The organism is Bradyrhizobium sp. STM 3561, assembly GCF_045571455.1.
Lineage (GTDB): Bacteria > Pseudomonadota > Alphaproteobacteria > Rhizobiales > Xanthobacteraceae > Bradyrhizobium > Bradyrhizobium vignae.
Genome location: NZ_CP120695.1, coordinates 2020329 through 2034615 on the forward strand (window position 1 = coordinate 2020329; position 14287 = coordinate 2034615).

Annotated in this window: 15 protein-coding genes and 3 pseudogenes; 8 read left to right on the forward strand and 10 right to left on the reverse strand. The window is 66.1% G+C overall.

Annotation, left to right across the window (positions count from 1 at the left end):
- Nucleotides 1-74: 74 nt before the first annotated feature.
- Nucleotides 75-836: a hypothetical protein gene (locus P6U28_RS09120; protein WP_347338435.1), complete on the forward strand. Its 762-nt coding sequence runs from the start codon at nt 75-77 to the stop codon at nt 834-836.
- On the opposite strand, the pseudogene P6U28_RS09125 reads toward P6U28_RS09120, so the two are convergent.
- Nucleotides 809-1639, reverse strand: a pseudogene (locus tag P6U28_RS09125) (PQQ-binding-like beta-propeller repeat protein); the annotation flags it as partial. The gene P6U28_RS09120 and the pseudogene P6U28_RS09125 overlap by 28 nt on opposite strands.
- 258 nt (nt 1640-1897) lie before the next feature.
- Between P6U28_RS09125 and P6U28_RS09130 the strand changes: the two are divergent.
- The 3 genes and pseudogenes from P6U28_RS09130 to P6U28_RS09140 form a co-directional block, all read left to right on the forward strand.
- Nucleotides 1898-2116, forward strand: a complete 219-nt coding sequence (locus tag P6U28_RS09130; protein WP_122403912.1) for a DUF6894 family protein — start codon at nt 1898-1900, stop codon at nt 2114-2116.
- Nucleotides 2116-2586 (forward strand): metallophosphoesterase family protein, encoded by a 471-nt coding sequence (locus P6U28_RS09135; RefSeq protein ID WP_122403911.1) that lies wholly within the window; start codon nt 2116-2118, stop codon nt 2584-2586. The genes P6U28_RS09130 and P6U28_RS09135 overlap by 1 nt, the downstream gene beginning before the upstream one ends.
- 218 nt (nt 2587-2804) lie before the next feature.
- Nucleotides 2805-3152 (forward strand): annotated as a pseudogene (locus P6U28_RS09140) (SIR2 family protein); the annotation flags it as partial.
- 9 nt (nt 3153-3161) lie between these two features.
- On the opposite strand, the gene P6U28_RS09145 reads toward P6U28_RS09140, so the two are convergent.
- Nucleotides 3162-4172: a patatin-like phospholipase family protein gene (locus tag P6U28_RS09145; RefSeq protein WP_244607676.1), complete on the reverse strand. Its 1011-nt coding sequence runs from the start codon at nt 4170-4172 to the stop codon at nt 3162-3164.
- A gap of 37 nt (nt 4173-4209) precedes the next feature.
- Nucleotides 4210-4446, reverse strand: coding sequence for a DUF3551 domain-containing protein (locus P6U28_RS09150; RefSeq protein ID WP_122403909.1), 237 nt, complete (start codon nt 4444-4446; stop codon nt 4210-4212).
- A gap of 143 nt (nt 4447-4589) precedes the next feature.
- Here P6U28_RS09150 and P6U28_RS09155 point away from each other — a divergent pair.
- Nucleotides 4590-4730 (forward strand): annotated as a pseudogene (locus P6U28_RS09155) (FAD binding domain-containing protein); the annotation flags it as partial.
- Nucleotides 4710-5039 (forward strand): Rieske (2Fe-2S) protein, encoded by a 330-nt coding sequence (locus P6U28_RS09160; protein ID WP_244608025.1) that lies wholly within the window; start codon nt 4710-4712, stop codon nt 5037-5039. The pseudogene P6U28_RS09155 and the gene P6U28_RS09160, both read left to right, overlap by 21 nt.
- A gap of 242 nt (nt 5040-5281) precedes the next feature.
- Here the strand turns inward: P6U28_RS09160 and P6U28_RS09165 are convergent, their stop codons facing one another.
- Both P6U28_RS09165 and P6U28_RS09170 read right to left on the reverse strand, forming a co-directional pair.
- Entirely contained in the window at nt 5282-6649 is a 1368-nt protein-coding gene (locus P6U28_RS09165; RefSeq protein ID WP_209296615.1) for an amidase, read from the reverse strand.
- Nucleotides 6630-7826, reverse strand: a complete 1197-nt coding sequence (locus P6U28_RS09170) for an MFS transporter (RefSeq protein WP_122403907.1) — start codon at nt 7824-7826, stop codon at nt 6630-6632. The genes P6U28_RS09165 and P6U28_RS09170 overlap by 20 nt, the downstream gene beginning before the upstream one ends.
- 26 nt (nt 7827-7852) lie before the next feature.
- Between P6U28_RS09170 and P6U28_RS09175 the strand changes: the two genes are divergently transcribed.
- On the forward strand, nt 7853-8188 hold the full coding sequence (locus P6U28_RS09175; RefSeq protein ID WP_122403906.1) for a hydroxyisourate hydrolase: 336 nt from the start codon (nt 7853-7855) through the stop codon (nt 8186-8188).
- Here the strand turns inward: P6U28_RS09175 and P6U28_RS09180 are convergent, their stop codons facing one another.
- Genes P6U28_RS09180 through P6U28_RS09195 form a run of 4 tightly spaced genes read right to left on the reverse strand, consistent with a single transcriptional unit; the run spans nt 8189 to nt 12058 of the window.
- A complete protein-coding gene (locus P6U28_RS09180; RefSeq protein ID WP_162500337.1) occupies nt 8189-9004 on the reverse strand; it encodes an ABC transporter permease in 816 nt (271 codons plus the stop codon).
- Nucleotides 9004-9867 carry an ABC transporter permease gene (locus P6U28_RS09185; protein ID WP_122403904.1) on the reverse strand — a complete coding sequence of 288 codons (864 nt, stop codon included), beginning with the start codon at nt 9865-9867 and terminating at the stop codon, nt 9004-9006. The genes P6U28_RS09180 and P6U28_RS09185 overlap by 1 nt, the downstream gene beginning before the upstream one ends.
- 19 nt (nt 9868-9886) lie before the next feature.
- On the reverse strand, nt 9887-10933 hold the full coding sequence (locus tag P6U28_RS09190; RefSeq protein WP_122403903.1) for an ABC transporter substrate-binding protein: 1047 nt from the start codon (nt 10931-10933) through the stop codon (nt 9887-9889).
- 30 nt (nt 10934-10963) lie between these two features.
- A complete protein-coding gene (locus P6U28_RS09195; protein WP_122403902.1) occupies nt 10964-12058 on the reverse strand; it encodes an ABC transporter ATP-binding protein in 1095 nt (364 codons plus the stop codon).
- A gap of 88 nt (nt 12059-12146) precedes the next feature.
- On the opposite strand from P6U28_RS09195, the gene P6U28_RS09200 reads away from it, so the two are divergent.
- Nucleotides 12147-13535, forward strand: a complete 1389-nt coding sequence (locus P6U28_RS09200; protein WP_407122082.1) for an amidase — start codon at nt 12147-12149, stop codon at nt 13533-13535.
- Here the strand turns inward: P6U28_RS09200 and P6U28_RS09205 are convergent, their stop codons facing one another.
- Nucleotides 13536-14285: an aspartate/glutamate racemase family protein gene (locus tag P6U28_RS09205; RefSeq protein ID WP_162500336.1), complete on the reverse strand. Its 750-nt coding sequence runs from the start codon at nt 14283-14285 to the stop codon at nt 13536-13538.
- Nucleotides 14286-14287: the final 2 nt, after the last annotated feature.

Genomic DNA, 14287 nt, shown 5'->3' on the forward strand with positions numbered 1-14287 from the left:
CGCATCCGCCCAAGCACACCGGCCCGCGGCATCTCCAGCGGATCTGGCGCGGCGAGGATCTGAAAGATAAGCACGTGCTGGTGCGCTGCTATCACGGACTCGGCGACACCATTCAGTTCCTGCGCTTCATGCGCGCGCTTCGCGAGATCGCGCGCAGCGTCACCCTGTGGTGTCAACCCGAGCTGCTGCCGCTGGCCGCGGGCGCCACGGGCGTCGATCGCGCAATTCCGCTGCATGATGGAGCGCCCGAGGTCGGTTTCGAGGTCGATATCGAAATCATGGAGGTGCCGCACGCCATCAGGGCGCGGCGGGATCAGGTCGAGATGCGCGTTCCCTACCTGGCGTTGCCTCCCGCTGCAGTTCCGCCGCTGCGGGGGGAACAAGGTCTGGCCCTCGGCCTGGTCTGGAAAGTCGGCGACTGGGACAAGCGGCGGGAGGTTCCGGCCGTCTTGCTGCGTCATGTCGCCGGACCGGGCGTGACGCTCTATTCGCTCCAGCGCGGCGCCAGCAGCGAAGAGCTCGCGGCGCTCGGTGCGCTGGAGATCAGCACGCCCGATATCGTGGCCCTCGGCCATCGCCTGCGGCAGCTTGACCTTCTCATTTGCGTCGACACCATGGTCGCGCATCTTGCGGGAGCGCTCGGATGCGAGGCCTGGGTGCTGCTGCATGCCGATTGCGACTGGCGCTGGCCTCAATCCGGAGCGCACTCGTTCTGGTATCCGAGCGTGCGGCTGTTTCGCCAAAGACGGCCGGGCGATTGGGGCCATGTCGTCGCCGAAGTGCGCGATGCGCTCGAGGTGCAACTCGGCTATTGCCGCCGCTCGGGCAACGCGTAGGCCCGGACGTAGTCGCCGAGCTTGGTGCCGAATGAGCCATGGCCTCCGTCGACGGTCACGACGTATTGCCTGCCGCCGACTGAGTAGGTCATCGGCGTCGACTGCCCGCCGGCAGGAAGGCGGGCCTGCCAAAGCTCTTTGCCGTCGCGGACGTCGAAGGCGCGGATGTAGTCATCCATCGTTCCCGAGATGAAGATGATGCCGCCAGCCGTCACGATCGGGCCGCCGAGCATGGGAACGCCGAGCTTGAAGGGCAGCGACAACGGAGCCTGATCGCGGATCGTGCCGATACGGTGCTGCCAGACCACCTTGTGCGTCCTGAGATCGATGGCGGCGATGTTGCCCCAGGGCGGGGCGAGGCAGGGGATGCCGAGCGGCGAGAGGAAAATCCCGAGATCGACGCCGAACTGGGCGCCGTACATCGGCTGCACGCCGAGCTCGGTGCCGGGCGGATGCGCCGCGTTGGGCGCCGCCGGATTGTCCTTTCCGCGCGGCACGAGACGCGAGATGAAGGGAATCGATTGCGGATTTGCGATCGCAATCTGGCGCCGCGGATCGACGGCGATGCCGCCCCATTCGAACATGCCGAAATCTCCAGGGAAGACCTGCGTGCCCTGTTCGGACGGCGGCGTGAACGGCCCCTCATAGCGCAGGCGCTTGAACTTGATGCGGCAGGCGAGCTGGTCGAACATCGTGCTGCCCCACATCTGAGCGTCCGTCAGCATGCGAGGTGGCCGGAAGCTCAATTCGGAGAAGGGTTGGGTGGGCGACAGCCGATCCCCGGGCGCCGGACCCTGCGGCACCGCAGTCCCATGATGGTGACGACAAGGATGGTGACGGCCAGCAATGGCGCGTCGCGTAACCAGTCTACTGAACGACGGATCATGGGGTTCACTTCAGCGGAGGGAGAAACGCCCCGAGGTTGCGGGCGGTGCCAATGCTCGCTGCTTGCAATGTCTTGGGAACCGAGATGTTCCTGTTGTTCAGAACCGCAGACGGCCTCCACGCCGGAACGAAGGTTCGAGACCGGGCGTTCCTGCGGGAAAACCCGAGGGCCGGACGTGCCGCGCTATCATTTTGATTTGGTGGATTCCGAAACCGTGGCAGACGAGAGGGGTGCCGAACTGCCGGATGACATGAAAGCCATGGATGTTGCCGAAGAAATTGCCAGGCGCCTGCTCGAGGAGCATCCCGAGCTCAAGGGCCGTCACTTCTCGATCCTGGTCACGAACGACGATGGCGAGGAAGTCGGCCGGATGCCTTTGGACGTGCTGCATTGATGACGTTCAGGATTGGGGTGATTGCCGATACACATGGGCTGCTGAGGCCGGAGGCGGAGCACTGCCTCGCCGGCGTCTCGCACATCATCCACGCCGGCGATATCGGCACCCAGGCTGTGATGGATGGGCTTTGCCGGATCGCGCCGGTTACCGCGATCAGAGGAAATGTAGATCGCGGGGCGTGGGCGGAACGTTTGCCTGAAACGCAAACGCTGCGCCTCGGCGGCCGCTGCTTCCATATCCTGCACGACCTCAAGGAGCTGACGATCAATCCTGCGGAGCTTGGGATCGACGTCGTGGTTTCAGGCCATTCCCACCGCGTGCGGATCGAGACCGCCGAAGGCGTGCTCTACTTGAATCCGGGAAGTGCAGGGAAGCGGCGGTTCAAGCTGCCGATTACGCTGGCAACGCTCGAGCTCTATCCGAGCGGCCCGCTGCGGCCGGTCATTCATGATCTCGACGGCTCGTAGGAGCGTGCATCTGGTTGGCGCGCATTCGAGTTGCCAACGCTCCAGGCGACTGGCGGCCGCTCGCGTCGATCCGGTCCTTTTCGGGATTTCTTGCGCCTCTGTATTCGTTCGCGCCGCGACGATCGGCTCGGGAACGACCCCGCTGCCAACTCATTGCTCCACGTGAAGGTCACAACGCGAGTGGCGATCCCACGGGAGCCTCAGCACGGAGAAATTCGAATCGGCTCGCCTTCAATTCTCCGCTCGATATCCGTTTTCGCGCTGATGCGCTTGGAAGCACGCTGCTCTTCATCGGATACAGCATGTCCGATCCCAATATCCGCCTGCTGCTGCACCGGATCTGGCAGATCTGGGACGAGTCCGGGCACAGTCAGGAACGGCCGAAATCCTTCGTGTTCGTCGCGCAGCGTAATCCGGTGCAGGAGGCTGTGCTCGCGAACCGGGGGATCACCACCATTGCTCCGCCCGATGGCATGGCCGCCGACGACGGTCTCACGCAGCTGCCGCGCGACATTCGCCGGCGCCTCGATCGACCCATGGAGAGCAGCTCGCGCCCTGGCCATTGAGAGACATCGTTAAAGCCGCCGCACGCTGCAGATCCCGTTCGGGATCGGGGCCAGGCGTGCGGCATACTGCATGTCCAGAAAGCCGGCCCGCCAGCGTTGCGCCATGGCCTCCTCCGACAGGTCGAAGGATTTTTCGGGACCTGCTTCCTCGCGGCCCGGCCGGTAGCTCAGCAGATAGACCTCGTCGTCGTCATCGAGGTCCTGAAGCTCGGCACGGAGCTGCCGGGCCTCCAGGGCGTAGCCAAGGCGCTGGAAGGTCTGGTTGCCGAAGGTCAGGTCGCTCTTGCGCTCGGCCGCGGCCTCGAGCCCGTCGGGGACCTTGCCGTCGCGCGGGAAGAGATCGACGACATAGAGGCGGAGCCGTCGCGCAGTTTCGAGGATCGGATCGAATGGCGCGTTCAACGCGAACCCGCCATCGCCGAGCCACCGGCCGGCGATCTGCATCGGAGCGAATTCAGGGAGGAATCCGCAACTGGCCAGGATATGGTCGATTTCGATCCGCTCGGACGAGGAGTCGAACAGTACGGCATCGCCGCTTTCCAGGTCCGTGGCGCAGATCGTGATGCGCGGATCGCCGTCGTTCAGACGTCCGAAATCGATCAACTGCTGAAGGCGTTCGCGGGTCGGGCCGAGGTCGTAAAGGCCGGCGAAGTGAGATGTCGGAATCGGGAGGCGGGGACGGAAGAAGCCCTGACGACCCAGCACGCGCGTGTTGATCGAGCTCAGCCAGGCGAACGTATGGCGGCCCGCGTTCGGCACTCCGGCTGGACTGCTTGGCGCATGCCAATAGCTGCGTAGATTGCGCAGCCGCTCGGCACTCGGGCTCCCCGCGATCAGTGCGGCGGTGATGGCCCCTGCCGATGAGCCCGTCACCCAGTCGATCGGCAACAAAAGAGAGGTGAGCGCTTCAAACACACCGCCATGATACGCGCCGAGGCCGAGACCGCCGGAGAATGCGATGGCGGTGAGGGGGCGCTCTGCTGGCGTCGTGCCGCTCGGCTCTGCTGTGGGATCGGTCAAGACGCGCGCCTGTCGCCGATGTGGAGGCCTGGGCTGATCACCGGTATCCCCTGTAACGGCGCGCATAGGCGTAGCGGGGATTGATGCCGCAATAGGCGTTCGTTCCCGATGCGCTCGCCATGCACTGACTGTAACTGGCGAACTGGCAATTGCCCGGATAGCCCCAGATCCGGCCCTGCAGGCAATAGCGATCTTGCGCGACCGCGGCGCTCGGGGCGGCAAAGCTGCCCATGATCGCGAGAGCGGCGGTAGCGGCGAGCAATCGATATGTCATCTGAAATCTCCAATTTCGACATTAAACGCGGCGCGTGACGCGGTGTTCCAAACGCGCGCGTGCACGCCAGTCGAGGCGATCGCTGATCGCGAGCGGGGCGGCGGATGATCTAAAGCGCGATGAAGTGAGGTTTGATTGCTGCAATCACGGATGTGACCCGCGGCGCCATGCGCGGCGTCGCCGCCAACATCGCTTATCGCCCGGTGCGCAACCGCGGCACGATCGGCGGCTCGCTCAGCCATGCCGATCCCGCCGCGGACTGGATTTCAGCCTGGAGAGCGGTCTGCGATCTCGACCGGCTGAAGGCGGAGACGATCGTTCGCGTACACGTCGCGGGCCTCGACGTGCTCGTGATCTGGAACGAGGGCGATATCATCGCACGCGATCGCGCGTGCCCGCACGAGCAGGCGGATCTCGGCTTGGGGCAGGTGAGGGCAGGGCGGCTGTACTGCCCGCGTCACGCCGCATCGTTCGATCTGTGCGACGGTGCGATCAATTCGGGATGGTCGAGCCCGCCGCTGCGGCTTTATCCGGTGCGGATCACGGGCGAGCAAATCTGGATTGAGATGCAGGAGCGGCAGCCGCGGCAATGATGGCACTATGCTCCTGTTTTGCCCGACGAGTCAAAGCGATGGCGGTGTCGATCTGGCCTCGAAAATTGTCTTTTGAAAACAACGGCGTCTCTACTGTGCATGGGGTTGTTTTTGCAGTTTTAGTCCAGCAGTCGCCGAGCAGCCTCCACGAGAATGCCGTCCGGCCGCCGCAGCGCCTCGAGAATGGTGAAATGGTCGGCACCTTCGACCGGGATGAGCTTGCCAGCATCTTGCGCCAGAAACTACGCTCGCAAGATGGCCTCTACCTCTTGCGCCGCTGCGAGCAGCGAGCGGTCTTGTCCGCGCGCGGCGATGATCTGAAGGCCGAATGGAAGCCCGTGCCGATCGGTTCCGCACGGAATCGAAATCGCCGGCAGGCGGGCATGATTGACAAAGGGCGTGAATACCGCGTGGGCACGAGGGCTTGCGGCTTTTCCGCCGATCATGTCCGGGCCGAGCTGCGTCAGCGGCCACGCAGCGCATGGGACGGTTGGCGTCAGCAGCAGGTCAATCTCGGTGAAGAAAGCCGCGAAGGCATTGGCGATCGCGGCGCTCGCGAGCAGCGCTCCGGCAACTTCCGTACCCGACCAGGAGAGACCTCGCTCGATCTGTTTGGCGACATCGGGATCGAAGATAGTCGGATCCATGCGGAAGGCGTTACCACAGAGCGCCGCCAGACCCGCATGCTGAAGCGGCATGATGGCGTCCTCCGTGGCGTTTGCCGACCAGACGGGATCGCGTTGCGTGATGCGCAAACCTGCCGCGGAAAGTCGGTCGACAGCGGAGGCGAGCCCATTCGCGACGACATCGTCAATCGCGACATCGAGACCAAGGCGCGGCGAAAACGCGATGCGCTGACCGGCGGTGTCCTTGGCCTGCTGCGCAACGACGGCAGAATCCGGATCGCGTCCATCGAGGCCGGCCATGGCCTCGAACGCCAGCGTGATGTCGGCGACTTCGGCGGCGATCGGTGCAATGACGGAGAGACCGTAGAAGGGCTCGGCGAAACCTGGCCCATAGGGGATCGCGCCATAGGACGGCTTGAAGCCGGCGACCCCGACATGCGCCGGCGGCCTGCGACTCGAGCCGCCGGCATCTGTGCCGATCGCGAGCGGCACGAGGCCGGCAGCGACGGCCACGGCCGGGCCGCCCGATGAGCCGCCGGGTGTCAGCGCGGGATCGAGCGGATGCCGCGTCGGCCCATACAGCTGCGAGGTCGTGACGCCCTTGCAGGCGAATTCGGACGTCGCGCCGATCCCGACGATGACCGCTCCGGCGCTGCGCAGGCGCTCGATCGCGATCGCGTCCTGCGGCGCGATGAAGTTCGCAAACAGGCGCGAGCCTTGCGTCACGCGCCAGCCGCCGACCCAGATGTTGTCCTTGACGACGATGGGGACGCCGGCAAGCGGCATGGTCTCGCCGGGGCGCAGGCGAGCATCGACGGCTGCGGCATCGGCGAGCGTGCGTGCGGAATTGACCGCGACGACCGCGTTCAAGGCCTTTGCGGCCTCGATGCGGCCGAGGGCGGCCTTGGCGGTCTCGACAGCAGTCGTCCGTCCGGCGGCGACGTCGGCAGCAATCTCGCGCGCGCTATTTCTCGGCTTTGTCATGGCCTTCCCAGATCAGCGCCAATGTGCCGCAGAGAGCGAGGCAGGCCAAGGTGAAGAATGCCATGCCGAGACTGGCCACGCCATCCAGGATCGACACCAGCGCCGGCGCCGCAAGCAGGCCCGCATAGGAGGCTGTCAGCACCGCGCCGGTGGTCTCGCCGATCCGCTCCTGCGGGGCGAGGCGGGCGATCTCGGCGATGAAGACGCCGTTCCAGCCCGACGCCGTCAGGCCGAACAGTGCGGCAATGATGAATTGCCCGCCGCGACCGAGCGAAGCGCCGTTGAGGCCCAGCAGCGCGGCGCAGAATGCCATGCCGAGGCCAATGACGACGAGAATCGTCCGCGAGGCATCGAGGCGCATCGCGACATAGCCCCAGCCGAGCCGGCCGACGAGGCCGCCGGCTTGCGCGCAGGCGAGCGCCATGCCGGCCTCGATATGGCCAAGGCCGAGCTCGCGCGTGCCGAGCGTGACGAAGACCGTGTTGAGCGACACCTGCATCGCGCTGAACGGCATCGAGGCCAGCGCCAGCGTCGCGATCCGCCGGTCCGCAATCACCAGCGCCAGCCGCGCGCGGAGATCGAGCTTTGGCGGCGGAGCGACCTTGCCGGCATAGGCCGGCCGCAACCATTCGAACAACAGGATCGCGAGCAGCGCGCAGCCGCCTACAAACGCATAGCACCAGGCCGGTCCGAGCGAGATCGCGATCGCGGGCAGCGCGAGCGAGCCGCAAACCGCGCCGATCTGGTTGCCGGTCTGACGCACCGAGAACACGAAGGCGCGCCGCTCGGCGGTGACGAGCCGCGCCAGCAGCGCCGCGCTCGCGGGCGTCTCGGGCCCCATGGCAAGGCCGAGGCAAAGGCCTGCGGCGAGCAGCGCGGCGCTCGATCCGAGCGAAGCCAATGCCATGCCGACGACGATGGCCGCCGCACAGAGGCTCGCGATCCGCAGCGAGCCAAGGCGCGCGATGAAGCCGCCGCCCCAGAACGAGGCGGGGATGCCGACCGCGAACACCGCGCAGGAAAACATCGAGAGCTGCCAGACCTCGATATGCGCGCGCGGCGCGACCACGCCGGGCGCGAACAAGGCCAGCGCGACGAGGCCCTGCAGCGCGGTCATCGCTCCGAGGGCCGGCAGCAACGCCGGTGCTGGCCGAGCGGCCGTGTTTGCGTCTACCATAGCGGCGTGCTCATGGGAGGAACATCGTGGCAGGCGGCATTTCCATTCACGCGGTCGATGTGGCAAGCGGGCGCCCGGCGCAGGGGCTGCGCGTCGAGATCTGGCGGATCGATCCGGACTCGCTGCGCATCGCCGACGGGCGGCTCGGCGGCAATGGCGTGCTCGATCATTCCATCGCGCAAGGCGCCGGCGTGACGGCCGGCGAATACGAGGTGCTGTTTCATCTCGGCGAGTTCTTCGGCGAGCGCGACGGCTTCCTGACCGTGACGCCGTTCCGCTTCCGCATCAAGAACGTTGACGAGCATTTTCATCTGCCGCTGAAATTCACCCGCTGGGGCTATTCGCTGTTCCGCGGTGCCTGATCAATTCGTCAGCCGCCGCGACAGGCCGGTGACGCGCTCCATGATTGCGACCAGCGCGACGGTCGCGATGATCAGCACGCCCGACAGCGCGGCGATGGTGACATCCAGCTTGCCCTCGAGGTCCTGCCACATCCGGATCGGCAGCATGTCCGTGGCGGCATCACGCAGGAACAGCGACACCGGCACGTTGTCGAAGGACGACATGAAGGCGATGAAAGCGCCCGCGATGATGCCCGGGCGGATCAGCGGCAGCACGATGCGGCGGAAGGTGTAGAGGCGGCTGGCGCCGAGCACCGCCGAACTTTCGAGCAGGGTCGGCTCGAGCTGGGCGAGGGCTGCGACCGTGTTGCGCACGACATAGGGGACGCAGACCACGGTGTGGCCGATCACCAAGGTCAGCGGCGACACCGGCAGGCCGACCAGCGAGAACAGCATCAGAGCGGCGAGGCCGAAGGCGAGGGCCGGCAGCACCAGCGGCGACATGAAGAGGGAATCGAGCAGCCGCGCCGATAGCGTGCGCGACTGCGAGATCGCGAGCGCCGCGGCGACGCCAAGCACGACTGACAGGCCCGTCGCCCACAGCGCCACGATCAGGCTGTTCTTGGCCGCGAAATGCAGCTGCCAGGCATTCCACAATTCGGCGTACCAGCGCAGCGAATAGCCCGGCGGCGGGAAGCGCAGCGAGAAGCCGCTGGTGAAGGAGACGATCAGCACCACGAGCGACGGCGCGATGATGATGACAAGCGCGATCACCGCGATCACGGTCATGACGAGCTCGAAGCTGATCGCCTCGAGCGTGCGCTTGCGGCCGCTCATCATGCGCCTCCATAGCCGCGCGACAGGCGGCCGAGCGTGGTGAAGACCGAGACGACCGCGAGCACGGCGAGCAGGAAGATGATCGAGATCGCGGCCGCGAACGGCCAGTTCTGCAGTGTCGAGGCCTGCTGGTAGAGATACATCGGCATGAACAGCATCTGCCCGCCGCCGACCAGCGACTGGGTGATGAAGGCGGTGATCGCGGCGGCATAGGTCAGCGTGCAGCCGGCGATGACGCCGGGCAGCGACAGCGGCAGCACGATCCGGAAGAAGGTGCGCCAGCTCCCGGCGCCGAGCGAGCAGGAGGCATCGTCGAGATTGGGATCGATGCGGCCGAGCGCGGTGATCAGCGGCAGCGTCATCAAGGGCATCTGCACCTGCGCCAGCGCGATCACCACGCCGAACTGGGTGTAGAGCAATTTTAGCGGCGTATCGATGACGCCGAGCGATTGCAGCGTCGCGTTGATGATGCCCTGGCGTCCGAGGATGACGATCCAGGCGAAGGTGCGCACCACGACGCTGGTCAAAAGCGGCAGCAGCACGATCAGGATGATGATGGTCTGAAGCCTTGGTCCGACCCGCTGATACAGCCAGGCGATGGGAAAGCCGAGCACGAGGCAGACCGCCGTCACCTCGGCCCCTAATAGCAGCGTCGAGCCGAGCACGCCGAGGCTGAAGGGATCGGTGAGGAAGTGCAGGTATTGGCCGAGCCCCCATTGGAGCCCGGCCGTGTCGTTGTGCAGCGAGAGCCAGAACAATTGCAGCAGCGGCGCGACGAAGAAGACCAGGAAGAACAGCGCCAGCGGCGCCGCCAATCCCATTCCGTAGGACGTCACGTCCCGTGATGCCGGTGCTGCGCCCATGACTCAAGCCTTCAATGTCTCAGATCTTGATCTCGCGGTTGAACCGCTCGATCCAGGCCGAGCGCTGCTCGTTGATCTTCTTCCAGTCCTGGAACACGAACTTCTTCTTCAGCTCGGCCGCGTCCTTGGCCAGCACGCGCGCGATCTCGCCGCCCATCGCCACTTTGGAATTGGTCGGCACGATCAGATAGGGCGGGTTCATCAGCGTGGTCTGCACTTCCGGCATCAACGCCGCCTCGATCAGCTTGAAGGCGAGCTCGCGGTTCGGCGAGTTCTTGACGATGTGGATCGTGGTCTTGAAGGCGATGGCGCCTTCCTTCGGCGCCACGAACTCGACCGGCACGCCGCGGGCTTTGAGGATCTGAATGGCGTTGAAATTGCCGGGCGAGATGTCGATCTGACCCTGCTGGAACAGGGTGGCGAGCGCGCCGGGATTGGCGGCGACCGCGGCGAGATTGGGCTTGAGCTCCTCCAGCGCCTTGAAGCCGGGATCGACATTGGCTTCGGAGCCACCGCGCATCTTGGCGATCTCGACCAGCCAGCCGGTGCCGAGCGTCGAGTTGAGGTTGGTGATGCCGACGCGGCCCTTGAACTCCGGTTTCCAGAGGTCGGCCCAGGAGGTCGGCGGCGTCTTGACGGCCTCGGGATTGTACGTGAGGCCGACGACCTGGAAGAATGGGGCGGGGCCCATCGGCTCCTGCGCCTCGGCGATCAGGTCCTTGTAGTAGGCGCTCTTCTCGACCGGATAGGGATCGACCAGGTCCTGGCCGATGGCGACGAGGGCCGGGCCGGGATCGTGCAGCATGACGTCGATCGGCGGATTGGCCTTGGCGGCATTCACCTTGGCGATCTGGTCGACCGAGAGCATGGGGTCCAGCACGATCGCGGCGTCCGCGTTAGCCTTGCGGAACGCCGGCACCAGCACGGCCTTGTGCGCTTCCTCCCAGCTTCCCGTAAAGGTCGCAAACACCAGTGGACGGGCCTGGGCGTAGCTCAGGCCAGGAAATGCCTTCATGGCGCCGAGTGTGAGCGCGGTGGTCAGCAGGCTTCTGCGATTCATGATCATGTCGAACTCCCCTCTGGACAGAAACTGAATTCAAAGCGTTGCGGGAAAGGCGTTGGCGAGCGACGGGGCGAGCGGCGCGAGACGCACCGCCGCGCCGTTCTCCAGCGCGCGCGTCTCGCCGATGCGTGCCTGAGAGACCTTGACACCGGAACCATCGGCGGTGGTGACTTCGTGCACGACGGTGGCGCCCAGCGGCAGCGACATGCCGATCACGCCGGCAAAGCCGGTCTCGTCGCCGACGAATTGCAGATGCTCGGGACGGATGCAGACCGTGACGCGGCCGCCTTCGCTGAGCGTACCGCCCGCGGGACGCGCGATGATCTCCGCGCCGGCATCGAGGCGCACCTTTGCCGCCGTGCGGTCCACCGAAACCACGACGCCGGGCATGCGGTTGGTGGAGCCGACGAAGGTGTTGACGAACAGCGTCTGCGGACGGTCGTAGACGTCCGACGGCGAGCCGAACTGCTCGAGCTTGCCATGGCTCAGCACGGCGACACGATCGGCCATGGACAGCGCTTCTTCCTGGTCGTGCGTCACGATCAGCGTGGTGATGCCGGAGACGCGTTGCAGCCGCTTGACCTCGATCTGCATGTCCAGCCGCAAATTCTTGTCGAGCGCGGCGAAGGGCTCGTCGAGCAGCAGGATCGACGGCTTGATCGCGAGCGCACGGGCGAGCGCAACGCGCTGCTGCTGCCCGCCGGAGAGCTGCCGCGGCAGCCGCTCGGCCATTGTCGGGAGCTGCACCAGCTCCAACAGGCGCTGCGCCTCGCGCTGCCGCGTCACATTGTCGATGCCGCGGGCGGCGAGGCCATAGGCGACGTTCTCGCTGATCGACAGGTGCGGGAACAGCGCGTAGTTCTGGAACACGATGCCGACCGCGCGCTTGTTCGGCGGCAGCGCATCGACGATGTCGTCGCCGATGATGATCCTCCCTTGCGTCTGGGCGATGAAGCCGGCGATGATGCGCAAGAGCGTTGTCTTGCCGCAGCCGGAGGGGCCGAGCAGGGCGATGATCTCGCCGCCCTTGATGTCGAGATTGATGTTCTCGACCGCAAGCGCGCCACTCGGATACCGGTGGGTGACCGCGTCGACGACGAGCGATCGGCCGCTTGGCGCATCAGCCATGGTGTTGCCTCCCGTTGCTCCAGAAGAGAAAGCAAGTCTCGTGCCCGCGCCTGTCGCTTTTCGGCGAGCATTTTGGCATGGTGGCCCGATGACATCGGATCGATCGATATGCGACCTCACGGCCACGGAGCTTGCGCGCGCCATTGCGAGGGGCGAGCTGTCCTCCCGTGACGCCATCGAAGCGCATCTGGCCCGGATTGCGAGCCTCGACGCCCGATTGGCGGCATTCGTGACGGTCGATGCGGACGGCGCCCGCCGCGCTGCGCAGATGTGCGATGCGGCCTCTGCGCCGATCGGCCCGCTGCATGGCGTGCCGATCGCGATCAAGGACCTCACCGACACGGCGGGACTTGCGACGACTTACGGCTCGGTGCTGTTCCGCGATCACGTCCCGGCCGAGGACGATCTCATCGTGGCGCGGCTGCGGCGCGCCGGCGCGATCATTTTGGGCAAGACCAACACGCCGGAGTTTGGTTTTGGTGCGGTCTGTACCAACAGATTGCGCGGGCCGACACGCAATCCGTTCGATCTCGCGCTGACCTCCGGCGGATCGTCCGGCGGCTCTGCCGTCGCCGTCGCGACCGGCATGGCGCCGCTGGCGCACGGCACCGATTTCGGTGGCTCGGTGCGCACGCCCGCCAGCTTCTGCGACGTCGCTTCGATCCGGCCGACCCCCGGCCGCATTCCGTCGCCGCGCCGGCCGCTCGGCTGGGACATGCTGGCCACGCACGGTTTTCTCGCCCGCAGTGTCGACGATCTCGAGCTTGCGCTGTCGGCCTGCGCCGGAGGCGATGCGAATGATCCGCTCTCGCTCCACGGTGCCGGCCATGATCGACCCATCGCTGGCCGTCCCCGGATTGCTGTTACGCCCGATTTCGGTGTCGCGCCGGTTGCGTGCGAGGTTCGTGCGCGCTTCGCTGCGGCTTGCGAGGCGCTCGCGCGTGTTGACGATGTCGAGCTGTCCTCGCCCGATTGTGGCGGGGCGATCGAAACCTTTCGTACGCTGCGCGGCGCGCACATCGCGAGCAGCTATGGCGAGTTGCTGAGGATGCGGCGTACCGAGCTCACTCCGACGGTGATCTGGAACATCGAGGCCGGCGCAAAGCTGTCCGCGGAGGCTTACCTGAACGCCGAACGACGCCGCACCGTGATCTATCGCAGCTTTCGCGCGCTGTTCACCCGTGCCGATATCCTGGTCGCGCCGGCTGCGTCGGTCGTCCCCTGGCCGAACGAGATCAGCGACGTCACCGCGATCGACGGGGCGGCGCTGGAGACGCCGATCGATTATCTCGCCGTTACTTTCATCGTGTCGCTGGTCGGCTTTCCGGTCCTGACTTTGCCGGTGCCGCGAGGCGAGAATGAGCTGCCCTTCGGCATCCAGGTCATCGCGCCGCCGGGGTGCGAATCCCGCTTGTTTGCCTTCGGCCGCAGCCTCGAGAACGAACTGGGTTTTTCGCATCGCCGGCCGCCTCTCTGATCAGCTGTCGCGATGCTCGAGCCGGGCGGCGAGCGCATCGGCAAGGCCGATGGTCGGCTTCGCGGCGGGGCGGCGGAACGTACCTGCGCTCGCCTTACGCAGGTGCAGCGCATGAAGCGCTTCGGCTTGCTTCACGGAGGCGATGACCTGATCGACCACGGGGACAGGGATCCGGTCGGCGACGCGCTCGGCAAGGCCGGACAGCGGCGCGCCCGCAAAGATCAGCACATCGGCCTCGTCCTCGACGATGGCGCGCTGGGCGAGTTCGACCAGCACGTCTTCCTTCTCGGTGCCGACCTCGGAGATCGCCTGAAACGGCGCATCGAGCATGCGGATGCCGGCGCACCGCTCCCACAGCCCGTGGGCGCGGACGCATTCCTCGTACCAGGGGCCCAGGGCCTGGGCGAAGGTGACGATGGCAAAGCGGCGTCCGGCCATGCAGGCGGTCAGCATGGCGGCTTCCGCCATGCCGATCACAGGGATGTCGAAGGTCTCGCGCGCCGCGAACAGGCCGGGATCGCCGAATGCCGCGATGATTGCGGCATCCACCTTCATGTGCTGCTCGGCCAACATCTCCAGTGCAATGGCGCCGCCGATCTGCGCTTCGGTGCGCGTGGCGATATAGGGCACGCCGCGGGTCGCGGTGCAGGGGATCAGCTCGGTGCCGGAGGAAGCGGCGCGCTGCCCGACTCCCAGCATCAGCTGCGTGACCTCGGTGCTGGTGTTCGGGTTGAGCAGCAGCAGCTTCATGA

Bases quoted from the DNA above. Each gene is read 5' to 3' on its own strand.
- P6U28_RS09200 (WP_407122082.1), top strand. From the start codon at position 12,147: ATGACATCGGATCGATCGATATGCGACCTCACGGCCACGGAGCTTGCG.
- P6U28_RS09195 (WP_122403902.1), bottom strand. From the start codon at position 12,058: ATGGCTGATGCGCCAAGCGGCCGATCGCTCGTCGTCGACGCGGTCACC.
- P6U28_RS09185 (WP_122403904.1), bottom strand. From the start codon at position 9,867: ATGGGCGCAGCACCGGCATCACGGGACGTGACGTCCTACGGAATGGGA.
- P6U28_RS09180 (WP_162500337.1), bottom strand. From the start codon at position 9,004: ATGAGCGGCCGCAAGCGCACGCTCGAGGCGATCAGCTTCGAGCTCGTC.
- P6U28_RS09135 (WP_122403911.1), top strand. From the start codon at position 2,116: ATGACGTTCAGGATTGGGGTGATTGCCGATACACATGGGCTGCTGAGG.
- P6U28_RS09190 (WP_122403903.1), bottom strand. From the start codon at position 10,933: ATGATCATGAATCGCAGAAGCCTGCTGACCACCGCGCTCACACTCGGC.
- P6U28_RS09205 (WP_162500336.1), bottom strand. From the start codon at position 14,285: ATGAAGCTGCTGCTGCTCAACCCGAACACCAGCACCGAGGTCACGCAG.
- P6U28_RS09170 (WP_122403907.1), bottom strand. From the start codon at position 7,826: ATGGTAGACGCAAACACGGCCGCTCGGCCAGCACCGGCGTTGCTGCCG.
- P6U28_RS09150 (WP_122403909.1), bottom strand. From the start codon at position 4,446: ATGACATATCGATTGCTCGCCGCTACCGCCGCTCTCGCGATCATGGGC.
- P6U28_RS09165 (WP_209296615.1), bottom strand. From the start codon at position 6,649: ATGACAAAGCCGAGAAATAGCGCGCGCGAGATTGCTGCCGACGTCGCC.